General features: G+C 70.2%; 17 protein-coding genes. 11 read left to right on the top strand and 6 right to left on the bottom strand.

Features of this window, described 5'->3' with window-relative positions; translation table 11 throughout:
• The first annotated feature begins 134 nt into the window (after positions 1–134).
• The 5 genes from FGX59_RS04110 (at position 135) to tpiA (ending at position 3237) form a co-directional block, all read left to right on the top strand.
• The gene (locus FGX59_RS04110; protein WP_370295736.1) at positions 135–506 is read left to right on the top strand and encodes an SUF system Fe-S cluster assembly protein; all 372 of its coding nucleotides are present in this window, start codon (positions 135–137) and stop codon (positions 504–506) included.
• Between the two features lie 7 nt (positions 507–513).
• Positions 514–1137, top strand: a complete 624-nt coding sequence (locus FGX59_RS04105; RefSeq protein ID WP_138465245.1) for a hypothetical protein — start codon at positions 514–516, stop codon at positions 1135–1137.
• A gap of 90 nt (positions 1138–1227) precedes the next feature.
• Positions 1228–1977 carry a DUF3307 domain-containing protein gene (locus FGX59_RS04100; protein WP_138465244.1) on the top strand — a complete coding sequence of 250 codons (750 nt, stop codon included), beginning with the start codon at positions 1228–1230 and terminating at the stop codon, positions 1975–1977.
• A 49-nt stretch (positions 1978–2026) separates the two neighbouring features.
• Positions 2027–2386, top strand: coding sequence for an iron-sulfur cluster assembly accessory protein (locus tag FGX59_RS04095; RefSeq protein WP_138465243.1), 360 nt, complete (start codon positions 2027–2029; stop codon positions 2384–2386).
• A gap of 116 nt (positions 2387–2502) precedes the next feature.
• Positions 2503–3237, top strand: a complete 735-nt coding sequence (gene tpiA, locus FGX59_RS04090; RefSeq protein WP_138465242.1) for a triose-phosphate isomerase — start codon at positions 2503–2505, stop codon at positions 3235–3237.
• A gap of 46 nt (positions 3238–3283) precedes the next feature.
• On the opposite strand, the gene dacB is transcribed toward tpiA, so the two are convergent.
• Together dacB and FGX59_RS04080 are read right to left on the bottom strand one after the other, a co-directional pair.
• Complete coding sequence (dacB, locus tag FGX59_RS04085) at positions 3284–4792, bottom strand: D-alanyl-D-alanine carboxypeptidase/D-alanyl-D-alanine-endopeptidase (protein WP_138465241.1); 1509 nt, start codon at positions 4790–4792, stop codon at positions 3284–3286.
• 78 nt (positions 4793–4870) lie between these two features.
• A complete protein-coding gene (locus FGX59_RS04080; RefSeq protein ID WP_138465240.1) occupies positions 4871–5488 on the bottom strand; it encodes a nicotinate-nucleotide adenylyltransferase in 618 nt (205 codons plus the stop codon).
• Between the two features lie 161 nt (positions 5489–5649).
• Here FGX59_RS04080 and parA point away from each other — a divergent pair, with 161 nt between their 5' ends.
• The gene (gene parA, locus FGX59_RS04075) at positions 5650–6288 is read left to right on the top strand and encodes a ParA family partition ATPase (protein WP_138465239.1); all 639 of its coding nucleotides are present in this window, start codon (positions 5650–5652) and stop codon (positions 6286–6288) included.
• An 89-nt stretch (positions 6289–6377) separates the two neighbouring features.
• Positions 6378–6560 carry a hypothetical protein gene (locus tag FGX59_RS04070; RefSeq protein WP_138465238.1) on the top strand — a complete coding sequence of 61 codons (183 nt, stop codon included), beginning with the start codon at positions 6378–6380 and terminating at the stop codon, positions 6558–6560.
• Between the two features lie 90 nt (positions 6561–6650).
• Here the strand turns inward: FGX59_RS04070 and FGX59_RS04065 are convergent, their stop codons facing one another.
• From FGX59_RS04065 to FGX59_RS04055, 3 genes are all read right to left on the bottom strand, one after another.
• On the bottom strand, positions 6651–6857 hold the full coding sequence (locus tag FGX59_RS04065) for a cold-shock protein (protein ID WP_138465237.1): 207 nt from the start codon (positions 6855–6857) through the stop codon (positions 6651–6653).
• A 619-nt stretch (positions 6858–7476) separates the two neighbouring features.
• Positions 7477–7755: a hypothetical protein gene (locus FGX59_RS04060; protein WP_138465236.1), complete on the bottom strand. Its 279-nt coding sequence runs from the start codon at positions 7753–7755 to the stop codon at positions 7477–7479.
• A gap of 95 nt (positions 7756–7850) precedes the next feature.
• Positions 7851–8942 (bottom strand): AI-2E family transporter, encoded by a 1092-nt coding sequence (locus FGX59_RS04055; RefSeq protein ID WP_240722237.1) that lies wholly within the window; start codon positions 8940–8942, stop codon positions 7851–7853.
• A gap of 179 nt (positions 8943–9121) precedes the next feature.
• On the opposite strand from FGX59_RS04055, the gene FGX59_RS04050 reads away from it, so the two are divergent.
• Positions 9122–12100, top strand: a complete 2979-nt coding sequence (locus FGX59_RS04050) for a S8 family serine peptidase (RefSeq protein ID WP_138465234.1) — start codon at positions 9122–9124, stop codon at positions 12098–12100.
• Positions 12101–12613: 513 nt separating this feature from the next.
• Here FGX59_RS04050 and FGX59_RS04045 read toward each other — a convergent pair.
• Positions 12614–13732, bottom strand: a complete 1119-nt coding sequence (locus FGX59_RS04045; RefSeq protein WP_138465233.1) for a class I SAM-dependent RNA methyltransferase — start codon at positions 13730–13732, stop codon at positions 12614–12616.
• A gap of 144 nt (positions 13733–13876) precedes the next feature.
• Between FGX59_RS04045 and dtd the strand changes: the two genes are divergently transcribed.
• From dtd to FGX59_RS04030, 3 genes are all read left to right on the top strand, one after another.
• The gene (dtd, locus tag FGX59_RS04040; protein ID WP_138465232.1) at positions 13877–14326 is read left to right on the top strand and encodes a D-aminoacyl-tRNA deacylase; all 450 of its coding nucleotides are present in this window, start codon (positions 13877–13879) and stop codon (positions 14324–14326) included.
• Positions 14327–14385: 59 nt separating this feature from the next.
• Complete coding sequence (locus FGX59_RS04035; protein ID WP_138465231.1) at positions 14386–15267, top strand: LysR family transcriptional regulator; 882 nt, start codon at positions 14386–14388, stop codon at positions 15265–15267.
• 1181 nt (positions 15268–16448) lie between these two features.
• Positions 16449–16913 (top strand): Rrf2 family transcriptional regulator, encoded by a 465-nt coding sequence (locus FGX59_RS04030; RefSeq protein ID WP_138465230.1) that lies wholly within the window; start codon positions 16449–16451, stop codon positions 16911–16913.
• Positions 16914–16966 lie beyond the last annotated feature (53 nt).

Genomic DNA, 16966 nt, shown 5'->3' with positions numbered 1-16966 from the left:
GGCGCCAGGGGCCCGGTCCTGCACGGCCTGCCGCCTGCGCCGCGCCTGACGCGGGGCCCGGGCCGCCCGCGGGAGGGTTCTGGACCTCGCGGCCGCCGCAGCCTATATTCCCGAGTGAAACACGAGGAATATGCATGTCCGTGACCGACACCTCCGATCCCCAGCTCGAGGGCGCGCCGCTCATCAAGCCGTCCTCCACCGACCATCCGCTGCATGAAGCGGTCGTGGAGGCCTGCCGCAGCGTCTACGACCCCGAGATCCCGGTGAACATCTACGATCTGGGCCTCGTCTACACGGTCGAGATCAGCGACGAGAACGACGTCAACATCATCATGACGCTGACCGCGCCGGGCTGTCCGGTCGCAGGCGACATGCCCGGCTGGGTCGCCGATGCGGTGGAACCCCTGCCCGGCGTGAAAAGCGTCAATGTCGACCTGACCTGGAACCCGCCCTGGGGGATGGAGATGATGTCCGACGAGGCGCGCCTGGAACTGGGCTTCATGTAAGACGGAAATGGAAGGCGGCGCCGTCATCTCCGGCGACCTGGTGGGCTCCGTGCGGGCCGGGCCGGGTCCGGTGGCCGCGGCCTTCGCGCTGCTTGGCGAAAGCTTCGGCGAGGTCGCCCGCTGGGGCGCCGCGCCGCCGCGCCTGACCCGGTTCCGCGGCGACGGCTGGCAGGCGCTGATCCGTCCCGCCCCCCTGGCGCTGCGCGCCGGGCTCTACCTGCGGGCGCGGTTCCGCATGGCCGAGGACCTTCCCTCCACCCGCATCGCGCTCGGCTTCGGCGGCATCGACAGCCCCGGCAGCCGCGACCTCTCCGATGCCGACGGCCCGGCCTTCCGCCATGCCGGGCACTGCCTCGACACGCTGCTGCGCCGCCGCCGCCTGGCCGCCGCCGCCGGGGACGCCCCCGATGGGCTGGCCGAGGCGGTCGCGCTCTGCGACGCGCTGGCCGCCCGCTGGAGCGCCGCCCAGGCCGAGGCCGTGGCGCTTGCCCTGCCGCCCGATGCGCCCAGCCAGGCGGAGATCGGCGCGGGGCTGGGGCTGAGCCAGCAGGCCGTCCAGGACCGGCTGGACCTGGCGGGCTTCTGGGCGCTAGAACAGGTCATGGCCTGGGCCGAACCCCGCCTGGGCTAGAATCCGCCCTGTTCTCCGCATTACAAGTCACAGGGCTTGTTTTTTAAATTACAAGTTATATGTCTTGTTTATTCGGATAGCAGGCTTCCCATGCTCGAAACCTCCGCGGCGCTGCTTCTGGCCCATGTCCTGGCCGACTACGCCTTCCAGACCGACTGGATCGTCGAGAACAAGCACCGGTTCCGCGTGCTGGCGCTGCACGGCGCCATCGTCTTCGCGGCAAGCTGGCTGGCGCTGGGATTCGCCGGGCTGCCGCTGGTCGCCGCCGTGACCGCGCTGCACATGGCCACGGACGCGGCCAAGACGCGCTTCGTGCCCGCCCGGCTCTGGGGCTATCTCGCCGACCAGGCCATCCATATCTCCGCCGTCTTCGCCCTGCCCGCATTCTTCGCCTCCGGCTGGGCCCAGGGGCTCTGGGCGGCGCATCTGCCCGCCGCGGCGCCCGCGGCGATGGCGCTGGCCGCCGGGGCGCTCTTTGCCACGCGGGCCGGCGGGATCGCGGTGCAGATGCTGATCGCCCCGCTGATGGAGCGCGACTGGAGCCTGCGCGCCCAGGTCAATGGCGGCGGGCTGAAGGGCGCGGGCGCGCTGATCGGCCATCTGGAGCGCGGCCTGGCCTTCATCTCGGTGCTGACCGGCAATGTCGCCGGGATCGCGGTGCTGGTCGCCGCCAAGTCGGCGCTGCGCTTCTCGGACGCGCAGAAAAGCCGCAAGGTCGCCGAATACGTCATCATCGGCACCATGGCCTCGGTCGGCTGGGCGGTGCTGACCGGGCTCGGCGTGCGGCTCATGGTGCTCGGACTGGCGCCGGGGGGCATTCCCGGGCTGCTCCTCCCTTGAGTTGGCGGCCGCAATCCCCTATCTTCCTTGCGTTAGTCAGGAGCGCAACATGTTCGGAATCCCCGGCAAGCAGGCCGTGACCCTTACCCAGTCGGCCGCAAAGCAGATCAACAGCCTGATGGCGAAGGACGATCGCCAGGGGCTGCGCATCGGCGTCAAGAAGGGCGGCTGCGCGGGCATGGAATACACCATGGAGTACGTCTCCGAGGTCGACCCGATGGACGAGGTCGTGGAACAGGACGGCGCGCGGGTGATGATCGCCCCGATGGCGCAGATGTTCCTGTTCGGCACCGAGATCGACTACGAGGTCTCGCTGCTCGAGGCGGGCTTCAAGTTCCGCAACCCCAATGTCGTCGACGCCTGCGGCTGCGGCGAGTCGATCAAGTTCGCCGACCCCCAGCAGAGCTGATCCGGGTGCCGCCCGCCGCGGCGGCATGTTACCCCGGTTGCCCCGCCTCCGACTTGTGCTAAGCCTCCGGGACGGACCGTCCCGGTCCGGCAGACACACGAGAAGGGAGAGTGGCGATGGCACGCAAGCTCGCGGCAGGAAACTGGAAAATGAACGGGCTGACTGCCGATCTGGCGGAGGTGAAGGCGCTGCTGGCGTCTGATGCGCCCGGCTGCGGCGTGCTCCTCTGCCCGGCGGCGACGCTGGTCGCGGCGATGGCCGAGACCTGCAAGGGCAGCTTCATCGCCGTCGGCGGCCAGGACTGCCATGCCGCGGCCAGCGGCGCCCATACCGGCGATATCAGCGCGGCGATGATCGCCGATGCCGGCGGCAGCCACGTGATCCTGGGCCATTCCGAGCGCCGCGCCGACCATGGCGAGACCGACGCGCTGGTCAGGGCCAAGGCCGAGGCCGCGCTCGGCGCCGGGCTGCTGCCGGTGATCTGCGTCGGCGAGACCGAGGCCGAGCGCGACGCGGGCGACACGCTGGCCGTCGTGACCTCGCAGCTGGCGGGCTCGCTGCCCGACACGGTCGGGGTCGTCGTCGCCTACGAACCCGTCTGGGCGATCGGCACCGGCCGCACCCCGACGCTGGAGCAGATCGCCGAGGTCCATGACGCGATGCGCGCCGCCCTGGCCGAACGTTTCGGCGCCCCGGCGGACGACATCCCGCTGCTCTATGGCGGCTCGGTGAAGCCCGGCAATGCCGCCGAGATCTTCGCAGTCTCCAATGTCGACGGCGCGCTGGTCGGCGGCGCCTCGCTGAAGGCCGCGGATTTCGGCGCCATCATCGCCGCGCTCGACGCCGCCTGAGGCGCCCCCCTGGCGCAATGCCCTGCCCCGGTCGCCGGGGCCGGGCTCAGACGCGGTCCGACCAGAGCCGCACCAGATCGTATTGCAGCGCCCGCGAGGCACCCGTCCAGCCATGCGACCCGGCCGGGCTCTCCTCGTCGCCGGGGGCGATCTTCGCGCGGCGCTCGGGCTCGGCGGTCAGGATGGCGAAGATCAGCGGCGACTTGCCCGGACGCCGCACATAGCCGGTCAGGCAGCTCACGAAATTCAGCGTCCCGGTCTTGGCGCGCAGCTCGAACGGCTCCGCCTTGCCCTGCTTGGTATAGAGCGCGACATGCTTCATCAGCGAGCGCAGCTCGCCATCCATGCCGGCATGGACCAGCAGCCGGGTCATGTCGCGGGCGGTGACGCGCGATGCCGGGCCCAGCCCGGAATGGTCTACCAGATTGCATTCGGTCATGCCGATGCCATGCGCCCAGCGGGTCATCTCGGCCGCCGAGGAGGCCAGGTCGGCCGGGCGCTTGCCGGTCCGCGCCGTGGTCGCGGTCAGCCCCAGCACCTCGGCCGTGAGATTGGTCGAGTATTTCAGCATGTCGCGCGCGACCTCGGCCAGCGGCGCGCTCTGGTGCAGCGCGACCGGCACGGCTTCGGGCAGCGTGTCGATGTATTCGGGTTCGGGCAGCACCAGCGCGGGCTTGCGCATCGCCGCCAGCGTGCGCATCACCTCGGCGGTGTAGCGGGCGGTGTTGCGCACCGGCAGCCAGCGCGCGCCGCTGCCGCCGAGCGCCGGGCGCGCCACGGTCCAGGCCTCGCGCCCTGCATCGTCGGTCTCCACCGTGAAGATCGGCCCGCTGCGGTTCGAGGTGCTCATCGTCACCATGCGCACCGGCGGCACCACGTGCCCGGTCCGCGCGTCCATCTCCAGCGCGTAGTCCCCGCCCTGCTGCTTCCAGCCGAAATGCACGCGGTTGAAATTCAGGTTCAGCCCCGAGACCGAGGGGTTGTAGGCCAGATGGTCGGGCTGGCCTGGATCGATCTCCTCGACATAGGGCAGCGCGCCGTCCCAGACCTTGAAGCTGCCGGCGATCTCGCGCAGGCCGAGCCCGGCGAGCTGGTCGAGCAGCGCGTCGATATCGTCCGAGCTCAGCGTCGGATCGCCGCCGCCCGCCAGGATCAGGTCGCCCTCGAGCCGTCCGTCGCGCAGGGGCCCCGTCGCCAGCAGCCGCGTGCGGAAGCGGTAGGCCGCGCCGAGATGCGCCAGCGCATAGGCGGTGGTGATCGACTTGCAGGTGCTGGCCGGGGCCATCGGCTCCTCGGCATTGTAGCCCGCCAGGAAGTCGCCCGTGACGGCATCGACCAGCTGGTAGCTGAACTCGCCGCTCAGCCGGAAGTTCTTCACCAGCGCCTCGGATTCCGGGCCGACATCGTATCTGGACGGGGGCGGCGTCTTGCGCGTGCCGGGAACACCCAGATGCTCGGGGCGCCGGACAGGGACCGGCGAGCCGAGCGCCGGGAGCGGCACAGCAGCAAGTGCGCCGAGACCGGCCAGGACGCCGCGACGTGTGAGCCTCTGCATGGACGTCTCCTGTTCGAGAGGGGCTGCAGGCCGCAGCCTCGCCTTAAAAAGTTGAGAATTCAAGAGCCGCGGCCCGTCTCAGCGCACCCAGAGCCCGCTGGCGCGCAGCTGGGTCGAGGAGATGCCGCAGAGCGGGATCGGCAGATGGCACCAGGCGGGGGGCGGCTTGCGCCCCAGGAGCTGCGCCGCGCCCGGCGGGACCCGCGCCCCGCGATAGAGCCGCGAGGCCCGCGCGGTGCGCGCCGAGATCGACTGCCCCGGCCGCGCCAGCACGCCGATCGGCACCGCCTCGAAGATCGAGCGCCAGCGGTCCCAGCGGTGGAAGCCCGCCAGGTTGTCCTCGCCCATCAGCCAGACGAAGCGCGTGCCGGGATAGGCGCCGAGGATGCCCTCGAGCGTCGCGGCGGTGTAGCGCGTGCCCAGCCGCATCTCGATATCGGTGACGGTGATGCGGGGATGGCCGCCGACCAGCCGTTCCGCCGCCTCCATGCGGCGCGGCATCGAGGCCGGGCCTTCGGATTTCAGCGGGTTGCCGGGAGAGACCAGCCACCAGATCCGGTCCAGCCGGAAGCGGCGCAGCGCCTCGAGCGAGATATGCACATGACCTTCATGCGGCGGATCGAACGATCCGCCGAGCAGTCCGATCACCTGTCCCGGCCTCGCTTGGGGCCGGCCTGGTCCGATCACATGGCGCATCGCTCATCTCCCGAAAGCTCTCCTTTCCGGTAACCGCGGCGGATGTCAACGACCTGGCATGCATCTTGCGCCGTGTGCAGGCGCGGCGAAAAGGCCGGAGCCCCGTAATTCTCCGTTGCGTTCCCCCCGGATGTAGTGTGTTGTTACCATGGAGGTACAAGATGGCAGGATTCACGATTACGGTGGCCCAGCAGAAGGGCGGCTCCGGCAAGACCACGCTGGCCGTCAACCTGGCCGTCGAATTCTGGAAGCGCGGGCACAGCGTCGCGGTTCTGGATACCGATCCGCAGGGGTCGCTCGGCCGCTGGTACATGGCGCGGCGCGAGATCATGGACGGCTCGGCCGGGCTGGAATTCGCCACGGCCAGCGCCTGGGGCGTCTCCTACGAGCTGGAGAAGCTGCTCAAGCACAACGAGATCGTCGTCGTCGACACGCCGCCCAAGGTCGATAGCGACCTGCGCCCGGCGATGCGCGCCTCCGATCTGGTCGTGGTCCCGGTCGCGGTCAGCCAGGTCGATGTCTGGGCGACCGAAAGCGTGCTGGAGATGGCGCAGCGCGAGCGCAAGAAGACGCTTCTGGTGCTCAACCGCGCCGCGCCGCGCGCCAAGCTGACCGCCGATATCACCGCGAAGATCCAGGAGCTCGACAGCCCCGCCGCCGAGACCAAGCTCAACAACCGGGTGATCTATGCCGAGGTGATGGGCGAGGGCCAGGGCGTGGTGGAGAAATCCGTGAAGGGCCCCGCCGCGGTCGAGATCCGCTCGCTCTGCAACGAGATCGCCGACGTCCTGAACAGCTGAGCGGCCCTCCGCCTGCCCCGCCGCCTGCCGGGAACGCAGGCGGCCTCCCGTGCATTATCCCCGTGAATGACGCAACGGAGGATATGAAGATGTCGCTGAAATCGCTTCTGAAGACGGCCGCCAAATCCTATGCGAAGGAAAAGGCGCATGGCCATGGCCACCGGTCCCGTCCGGGCGGCTACCGCCCCGGCGCCCGCCGCCAGAGCCCGAAGGCCGCCGCGGCCAGCCAGGCGGTGCGGGAGGTCGGAAAGCTCCTGCGGACGTCGCGCTGATCCCGCCGCAATCCCTGAAAAAGGGAAACGCCGCGCAGGCCCTCGGCTGCGCGGCGTTCCAATATCTGCCCGGAGGCGATGAGCTGTGGCTCAGAGAACCGAAAGGTCGGTTGCGCTCTCGCGGCCGTCGCGGCCGGTGCGCAGTTCGTACTCGACTTTCTGGTTGTCGTTGAGCCCGGTCAGGCCGGAACGCTCGACGGCGCTGATATGGACGAAAACGTCCTTGCCGCCTTCTTCAGGTGCGATGAAGCCGTAGCCTTTGGTGGTGTTGAACCATTTCACGGTGCCCTTCGGCATGATTCCCGTGTCTCCTGTCGTGGTTGCTGCCCGCGGTATTGCGACAGCCCGGCCGTGGTCAGTGCGGATCGATGACTGACAGCCAGAAGGAAGGCAGCGGGTCGAGTGCAAAAGACGTATGCACCCCTTAAAATGACGGTTTTGGCGAGTCGGTGCAAGAGTCTCATAGCGCCGGAAACGGCACCTGCGGCTCCGCTGGCGGGAAAATAGGCCCAAACAGAAACGGAGCGCCTCTCGGCGCTCCGTTTTCTATCAGATCATGGCCCAGTCGCTGAACTGGACGGGTTTCGGACGGCTGTCCGGCTTGGGCTTGGCCCCTTTGGGATTGGTCTGCGGCATCTCTCTGCTCTCCTCCGCACCGGTGCGGATCGGGGATGCCCTCTGCACCGGTTTCCTTGGTGCTGCAAGGGCGGATCCGTCTTGGACCCGGTGCTATCGGCGAGTCTGCGCCCATTTTCGCTAACAGGCGATTTAGCATCGAATAGTTTGATTAAAGTTTTCGAAAGCGAAACATGGCGTGACGGCGTCCGGGCCGCAAAAGGACAGATTCGGCGGGAACAGGCCGGATCCCGGCGCGGCAAACGGGCAGATCTGCAACGCCGCGCAGCAGAAAGCCGACTCAGATCTCTTCGGTCAGGTGGTCGAAATACTCTTCGACCTGGTCGATCGACAGATGACTCGCCGCCCAGTTATAGGCGTCGCCTTCGGAAAGTTCGGAAATCCGTCCCTTTTCGCCCGGCGCCGGGGCGAACTCGCTTTCCGGTCCGCCGGTGCCGGCCAGCAGATAGCCGCTCGCGGTGCGGTAGAGCCCCGCCGCCCACCAGCCCGGATCGCCCTGGGGGAGGTCGGAGCGGGCCTTGCCGATCAGCTGCGGCGCAGAGGCGGTGTCGTCGGTCATGGCCTGGCTCCTCGGGCTGGGAAGGCCTCCAGACTGGCACGGCGGCCTCGCCCGGCATAGCCCCCCGCCCCGGCTGGCACGCCGCGTGCGCAGGCTCAGGCGTCGCCCGGTGCCTCGGCAGGCGCCTCCCGCGCCTCGGCGGTCTCTCCGGCCGCGACCCAGGCGGTCACCAGCTCGTAGAACACGGCAAGGATCACCGGGCCGATGAACAGCCCGACCAGCCCGTAGGCCAGCATGCCGCCCAGCACGCCGACCAGGATCACCAGCATCGGCGTCTTCAGCCCCCGCGCCATCAGGAGCGGGCGCAGCACGTTGTCGACCACCATCACCGGCAGCATCACCACGGTGAAGAGGATCGCCAGAACGGTGCCCATCTGCAGCCAGGCCCAGATGATGACCGGGATCAGCACCGGGCCCGGGCCGATCTGGATGATGCCGAGAAACAGCGCCGCCAGGGTCAGCGGCCCCGCCAGCGGCACGCCGAAGACCACCATGATGATCCCCGCCGCCAGCGCCTGGATCGCCGCCACGCCGATCACCCCGCGCGAGACATTGCGCACCGTCGCCCCGGCGAGATCGACGAAGCCCGCGCCATGCGGGGCGAAGATGCGGTTGGCAAAGCGCCGCGCCTGCGCCACCAGCGCGGGCCCCGGGCGGAAGAGCAGCCCCATGATGACGACCGAGACCGACAGCATCGCCAGCGCGATCCCCACCCCGGCCGCCTTCGCCAGCACCAGCCGCCCGGTGGCCAGCAGCACCGGCCCCATCTGCGCCACCAGCGCCTGCAGGGTGCCGCCGATCGTCCGCCAGGCCTCGGCCAGGCGCATGCCGACCAGCGGAATGCGCTCGATCATCGCCGGATCGGGCAGCCGCAGATGCCCCTCCTGCAGCGCCGTCATGGCGCGGGTCCCCGCCTCGATCACCTGCGCGGCCATCACCGCCACCGGCCCCAGAGTGATCGCCAGCCCGGCGAGCGTCAGCAGCACCGCCGACAGCGTCTCGCGCCCGCCCAGCCGCTTCGCCAGCCAGGCATGGACCGGGTAGACCGCCACGGCCAGGATCACCGCCCAGAGCATCAGCCCGAAGAGCGGCGCCATGAGGTGCAGCGCGATCAGGCCGAAGCCGCCGAGGACGAGCAGGCGGATGGCGGTGTCGATCACCTGCGCGTCGCGGGTCGGGGATGGCATGGCAGCCTCCTTCTTCCGGAGCCCGCCGGTCCCCGCCCCCGGGTCCGGATTCGCTCCTTGCATGAGGGGATTTGAATGGAATTTTCGCCATCTGGCAACGCCTTGACGGGGATCCGTTAACCGGATCTGGGCGGCACGCATGTTTATTCGGCACAGGTCCGAGTGGTGCGAGTGCGGGTATGCTGACAGGCCAGGAGAACGCTGAGACGCCCCGCAGCAGCGGCGTGCAGGACATCATCGTGCGGCTGGCGGAGGATGCCGATGCCGCCCGGGTGGCGGCGCTGCGCGAGACGCTCGGGGCCGAGCTGGCCGAGACGACGCTTGCCTGGGGGTTCGAGCTCTGGCGCTGCGAGGGCGGGATCGACGCCGAGGCGCTGGCCGCCGCCGGGACCGGAACGGCCGCCGCCGCCGGGATCGCCTATCTGCAGGAGAACCTGGCGCTTGACGCGCTGGACTTCACCGCCGATCCGCGCGCGGGCGAGCTCTGGGCGCTCGACAATGCCGCCGATACCGATATCGACCTGCCAGACGCCTGGGAATCGAGCCGCGGCGCCGGGGTGCTGGTGGCGGTGATCGATACCGGGGTCGACTACGCCCATCCCGATCTTGCCGCGAATATCTGGGTCAATCCGGGCGAGATCCCGGGGAACGGGCTCGACGATGACGGCAACGGGCTGGTCGACGACATCCACGGCTACGATTTCGTCGAGACCGACGCCCGCCCCACCGACGGCCATTCCCACGGCACCCATGTCGCGGGCACCATCGCGGCGGTGGCCGGGAACGGCATCGGCATCGCCGGGGTCGCCCCCGAGGCCGAGATCATGGCGGTCAAGATCATGTCGGATGACGGTACCGGCAGCCTCTTCGACGCGATCCAGGGGATCGAATACGCCGCGCTGATGGGGGCGCAGATCGCCAATTGCAGCTGGGGCGGCGCCTCCTATCCGACCGCGCTGGCCGATGCCATCGCCCTTGCCGGGCAGGCCGGAATGACGATCGTCGCCGCCGCCGGGAACGATGCCAAGGACACCGACCTCTCGGCGCATTACCCCGCCGCCATCGCGGCGCCGAACATCATCTCGGTCGCGGCCACCGACCGCGACGGCGGGCTGGCCAGCTATTCCAACTACGGCATCGTCTCGGTCGATGTCGCCGCGCCGGGGACCGGCATCCTCTCCACCCTGCCCGGCGCCGGCTACGGCACGAAAAGCGGCACCTCGATGGCCACGCCGCATGTCAGCGGCATCGCCGCGCTGATCCTGGCGAGCGAGCCCTGGCTGACCCCTGCCGAGCTGCGCCAGCGGCTGATCGACAGCTCGGACCCGGTGGCCGAACTGGCGGCGCGCACGGTCAGCGGCGGGCGGGTGAATGCCGCCGCCGCGGTCGAGGGCCCGGCGCTCGCCGCGATCTCGGGCCGCGTGGCGGAGGCCGGCGGCGCGGGCGTCGCGGGCTGGACGGTCTTTCTCGACACAGATGGCGACGGGCAGCGCGATGCAGGCGAAGCCGCCACGCTGACCGCGGCCGACGGGCGCTACAGCTTCGCCGGGCTCGCGCCGGGGCGCTACGACATCGCCGTCGCCCTGCCCGACGGCTGGAAGGAGGCCGGCGCCCGCCCGGAATGGCGCGCGGAGGACACGCCCGTCGCCTGGCAGGAACTCAGCGGCCGCGGCGAGAGGCTGGAGCTCGGCGACGAGGGGCTTCTCGGCTTCGACCTGCCCTTCGACGCGGTCTTCTACGGCCGCAGCTTCGACCGGCTGACAGTCAGCGCCAATGGCATCGTCAGTTTCGGCTCGCCGGAGCCGACCTACCGTGTCGGCGCCATGGAGCGGGCGCCGGACTGGTCGATCGCGCCCTTCTGGGCCGACCTGACCTCCGGCTATGGCGGCCAGGTGCTGTGGCTGACCGAACCGGACCGGATCACGCTGCAATATTCCGGGGTGCGCAGCTTCTCGGGCGAGGCGCTCCTGAATTTCGAGGTGATGCTCGCGCGCGACGGCAGCATCTCCTTCGCCTATGGCGACATGTCCGGCCTGCCCGATCGCTTTGCCATCGGCCTGCGCGGCGGCAGCGAGTCCGAGAGCCTGTCGATCGGCGCCCTGCCCGAAACCGGCGGGCTGACGCTGTCCTATGACACGCCCGACACCGCGCGGGTCTCGGTCGAGGCGACGAGCGGCGCCGCCACCGCGCCGCAGGTCACGGTCACGGCGACCTCCGCAGCCGCCACGACCGCCAGCGGGGCGGGAACAGACGCGACGCTGGCCGCCGCGGCCGCGACCGGCACGATCACCGGCACGCTCTGGCAGGACGGCGATGGCGACGGGCGGCGCGACCCCGGCGAGGCGGTTCTGGCCGGGCACCGCGTCTGGATCGATCTCGACGGCGACGGCACGCGCCAGGCCGCAGAACCGCAAACCGGCACCGATGGCAGCTACCGCTTCTCCGGGCTCGCCGAGGGCGCCTACAGCCTCCGCCAGGAGCTGCAAGCGGGCTGGGTCGCCAGCGCCGCGACCGATTACATGCTCGCCAGCGCCGAGACCGGCTGGCGCCGCCCGCCGCCGCGGGCCGTCGACATCGACGGGATCGGCGATGACGGCAGCGCGGTGATCGACCTGCCCTTCCTTTTCCCCTTCTTCGGCGCGGCGCACGCGCAGATGACGGTCAGCGCCGACGGCTATCTGTCCTTCGGCTCCGCCGGGGATGGCGGCCTCGTCTCTGCGCTGCAGGGCGATCTCGATGCCGGGCCCGGCCGGATCCGCGCCTGGAGCGACAGCGGCGGCACGCGGATGCTGATCGACTTCCGCCATCTCGCGGCGGCAGACGGGACCGGCAATCTGGGCTTCCAGATCCAGCTCTACGCAGACGGGCGCATCCAGATCGCCTATCGCAGCCTCGAGGGCGCGCCGGACGGGGCCGTCACCGGGATTTCCGGCGCCTCGGGACAGGAGCTCCGCGCCGCTCCGGCCGCAGGCGACACGCTGGCCTTCCTGCCGGTCGCCACAGACGGCATCGAGCGCCCCGTCCTCCTCGGCCCTGGCGCGCCCGTCGCGGAGGCCGATTTCGGCTCCCTCCCCGGGGCGGACAGTGCCGGAGGCAGCAGCCATTTCGACATGCTCCTGCGCGCCGCACTGCAAATCGACCCCGATCTCTGGCTCTAGACGCTGGCAGGGGGCGGCGGCCCACCTCCGGTTCCCTTGGGGTTCGAACGCTCATCCGGGGTCGCCGCATCTGAGCGCGGACCTCGGCTGCGGCGTCTTTCAATGCGACACCGCCCGCCAGGACCGGGACCCAGCCAGTCCCGGGAACTTGCCAGAGCCGCCGCCCCAATCCGGGCAGGCTACAGATTGGCAATCTGCCGAAGAAGAATTGCAGTGTGACGTCAGTGACGAAGACATTCCGGATCTAGTCTGGGCCGCGCCCGGAGTTGAGAGGTCGTAGCCGCCGCCAGGGACATTTTCGCCGGTTGGTCCCCGATGCTCCGTGACTGAACAGACCGCTCCGGCACCCTGTCGGGTCTCAGTGAAAGAAGATGCCGGGGCGCGGCAGGACCTCCGTCCCTGCCCGGCCCTTACCCTCTCGATCTCGGGGCGATTGCAGCAGAAGGCGGACGGCTTTCCCTCACAGCAGCCATCCCCGGAGCCGGGGACGGCGATCAGCGGGCCGGGCCTCGCTCAGTGGCCGAGCGGGCCGGTGCGGTAGAAGCCGACCTTCAGACCGCCCAGCGACAGCGGCGGATCGCCCGGCAGGAAGTCGAGGCCGGTCGCCTTGGCCAGCCCCGGATCGCTGGTGACCATGCCCAGCCGCCAGCCCTGGAACCGCTCGGACAGCACCCGGCCGAGCGTGCCGTAGAGCGCGAAGAGCAGCTTGCGGTCGCCGATCCGCGCGCCATAGGGCGGGTTCACCATGACGAGCCCCGGCGGGCCCTCGGGCCGCTGCAGGTCGCTGATCGCCTGGCGGGTGAAGCTGGTCCAGTCCTCGAGCCCGGCGCGGGCCGCATTCGCCTGCGCCATCCGGATCGCTCCGTCGTCGCGGTCCTGCCCGAAAAACCGCTGCTGCGGCGCCCGCGCGGGCCGCGCGGCCTTCATTTTCTGCCAGGCGGCGGCATCGAAGCTGCCCAGATCCTCGAAGGCGAAGCGGCGCGAGCGGCCGGGGGCGAGCCCGGCGGCGATCTCGGCCGCCTCGATCGGGAAGGTGCCCGAGCCGCACATCGGATCGACCACCGCCTGGCTGCCGTCGAAGCCCATCCGCGCCAGGAAGGCCGCGGCGAAGGTCTCGCGCAGCGGCGCCTTGCCGACCGCCTCCTTGTGGCCGCGCCGGTGCAGCGGCTCGCCGGTCGTGTCGAGGCTGATGGTGCACAGATCGTCCTCGATCCGCGCCTTGACCGTGATCGCCGCCTCGGGCGCAAGCGCCGCGCCGGAGGTCTCGGAAATGGCGCGGCCGATCCGCTCGGCGGCGGCGCCCTGGTGGTAGATGCGCGAGCGCTTGCAGGCGACCTCGACCCGGACCGGCAGATCGGCGCGCAGGATGCTGCGCCAGTCGATCTTGCGGGCGCGCTTGTCGAGCTGCGCCAGATGCGGCGCGCGGAAGGAGGCGATGCGGATCAGCACCCGCGAGGCGCAGCGCAGCTCCAGATTGGCGCGCCAGGCCTCGGCCCAGCCGCCCTCGGCGCGCACGCCGCCTGCCACCGCTTCGGCGCCTGCAAGGCCCAGGGCCTGCGCCTCGCGCAGGACGTCCTGCTCCAGCCCCGGCGCGGCCACCAGGAACAGCTCGTATCTTTCGGTCATGCTCATCTTTCCGCCGATACCCCGAAACCGGGCGGCTTTCGAGAGGAAGATTCTTCCCTGCGCCCCTTGCCTCTGCTCCGGCGACGGGCGAAGAGGACTCATGGTAGTCAGACACCCTAACCGCCCCGCATCCTTCCGGAAACGCCCGCAATGCGCGTCCTGATCCAGCGTGTTGCCGAGGCCCGCGTCGAGATCGCGGGGGCGCTGCGCGGCCGGACCGGGCCGGGCCTGCTGATCCTGGTCTGCGCGATGGAGGGCGACACGCCCGAGCTGGTCGCGCCGCTCGCGGGCAAGGTGGCGAAGCTGCGGATCTTCGCGGACGAGGCGGGCAAGATGAACCGCTCGCTGCTCGACAGCGGGGGCGGCGCGCTGGTGGTCAGCCAGTTCACCCTGGCCGCCGATACCCGCCGCGGCAACCGCCCCGGCTTTTCGCGCGCGGCGGCGCCCGAAACCGGTCGCGCGCTCTACGAGCTTTTCGCCCGGGCGCTTGCGGATCTGGGCATTGCGGTGGAGACTGGCGAATTCGGCGCCGACATGCAGGTCCATCTGGTCAATGACGGGCCGGTGACGATCTGGATGGATACCGACGACCGCGGCTAGCACCGCAAGAGGACGGCCGGGCCCAACCGCGCCGCAGAAGAGATGGGGACGGAACGCTCATGGATCTGAATGCCCTCAAGGAATTCAGCGCGGTGATCGAGCAGGGCTCGTTCGCGGCCGCCGCGCGCAAGCTGAACACGCCGAAATCCACCGTCTCGAAGCGGATCCAGGATCTGGAGCGCGATCTGGGGGTGAAGCTGATCGAGCGGACGACGCGGCGGCTGCGGCTGACCGCGGAAGGCGCGCTGGTGCTGGCGCGGGCCGAGCGGATCCTGGCGGATGCCGAGGATATCGCCCGCTCGCTCGGCGACAGCGACGGGCGGGTGCGCGGCCATCTGCGCATCGCCGCGCCGCTGCTCTTCGGCCAGACCTATCTGGGTCCGCTGGCCGCCGAATGCCGCCGCCGCCATCCCGAGATGACGCTGGAGCTGGTGCTGACCGACGGCCAGCCGGATCTGGACGAGGAAGGCTTCGACGCCGCGATCCGCCTTGGCAGCGGCACCGGCGCGCAGGTGACGCGGCCGCTCTTCCAGAGCACCCGCATCCTGGTCAGCGCGCCCGGCATCCTCGGCACGCCCCCGGTCTCTCCGCGGCAGCTGGCCGACTATCCGGTGGCGCTCTACGGCATCGGCCTGATCCAGAGCTGGCACCTGACCGACGGTCGCGAGGACATGATCGTGCGCGTGGCAGGGGGGATGAGCTTCTCGTCCTACCCCTGCCTCTACAGCGCGGTGATGTCAGGCGCGGGACTGGCGCTTCTGCCGGAATATCTCGTGGCCGACGACATTGCCACCGGACGGCTCGTCCGCCATCTCCCGCAATGGAGCAGCCTGCCGGTCGAGCTGAGCCTCGTCTATCCGGGGGCGCGGTCGCTGACCCACCGGCTGCGGGCGTTCATCGACCTGCTGCAGGAGCTTTTCCCGGCGCCGATGGGCGCCTGAGCCGGGCGCCATCGCGGTTTCCAGCCAGAAGGGCAGCTCGCGGCAGGCCAGTGCCACCGTCGCCAGCCCGGCGCCGGTATAGGCGACCATCGCCTCGCGCGCCTCGTTGCGGTCGAGCCCGGCATCAAGCAGCAGCGGCAGCCCTTCGCTGCCCTGCGGGATGTCCCCGGGCGCGATGCCGGACAGCGCGGAAAGCGCGGCGCGGCCATGGCGGTGCCCCGGCAGCCGGGTCAGCAGCACGCAATGCGGCAGGAAGGCCCGGTCGGTCGCGGCAAGCCCGTGGCGTTCGAACCGCTCCAGCAGGTGATCGGCCACGGCCGGACTGACCGGCGCGCGCAGATGCGGGCAGAGGCCGAGCCGCGCGCAGTAGCGCGCCAGCAGCGGCAGCGCCCGGCGGTCCATCCGCGTGATGTCGAGAAGATAGGCCGACGTGGCCGGATCGGAGATGCGCACGGCGACATCGGTTCCGGAGAATTGCCGCTGCAGCTGGCGCAGCGAGGCCGGGTCGACATGGCGCATGACCCAGCCCGGCTGATGCGCGAGCCCGGCGCGGATCTCGGCCTCGTCGAGCCCGAAGCATTCCGCCAGCAGCGGCACAAGCCGCTCGCGCGCGGCCGCGCCCAGCGGGCAGAGCGCCACGTCGAGGCTCCGGGCCGCCGCCCGCGCCTCCTCGGCCGCGGCACGGCCGCTTTCCAGCCCCTTGCGCAGCCGTTCGGCGATCCGCTCGGGACGCGCAAGCGCGTCCGCGCCGCTGCGCGCCCGGTCCGGCGCCCAGGCATGCTGGACCCCGCCCCCTGCGCGGAGGGGACTGTTCCAGGTCCCGGCCATCGTGCCGAAAACTGCGCTCCGGCCGGGGCCGTGCCAAAAATCTTGAGCCATGTGCATCCCGCGGGTGCTGGTCCCGCGCCCTCCCTTAGCTCCGGTGCCGCTGGGCCGTCGCCGCCTGGTCTGCCGCCTGGCTGGCTCCGGCCCGTCCGGAATGTGGTCCTCAGATACTGCATGTAATCAGCACTCAGGCAAATCAATTCCCGCTAAAAATAGCGACTTTCGTCGCTGCGGCCGCAAAACACCGGCGCTGCGCCGCAGCCCGGCCGCGAATTGATTAGGATCAAAGTCAGCAAATCGCGGACGGTGCAGAGTGTCCCGGTACCATAAAGCCATTCCCGGGGAGCAAGGCAGACATGAGACTGACGCTACGCACAAATCTGGCCATGCGGACACTGATGTTCTGCGCCGTGAACAATGACCGGACCGTGAGGAAGGCCGAAGTGGCCAAGGCCTGCAACGCCTCCGAGAACCATCTGGCCCATGTCATTGTCATCCTGTCGCAGCTCGGGGTGATCCAGACCACGCGCGGCCGCAACGGAGGGCTGCGCCTGGCGCGCCCGGCGGAGGAGATCGATATCGGCGAGGTGATTCGGGCCCTTGAGGGCACCGTGCCCTTCGCCGAATGCTTCGAAGGCGCCGAGAACCACTGCCCGATCGTCGACCATTGCCGCCTGCGCGGCGTTCTGGCCAATGCGGTGGAGGCCTTCTACAAGGCGCTCGACGGCATCGCCCTGTCGGAGCTGACCCAGTCCAATCCCGGGCTGATCGCCGTGCTCGGCATGAACAGCGTCGAGCAGGCCTTCCCGCGGATCTGCTGAGCCAGGGGCCCTGCACCGCGCCGACAAGGCGCGAACGACCCGCGCCGCAAGGC

This window comes from Poseidonocella sp. HB161398 (assembly GCF_005870025.1).
Classification (GTDB): Bacteria; Pseudomonadota; Alphaproteobacteria; order Rhodobacterales; family Rhodobacteraceae; genus Mangrovicoccus.
This window is presented reverse-complemented; position numbering and strand designations above follow the sequence as displayed.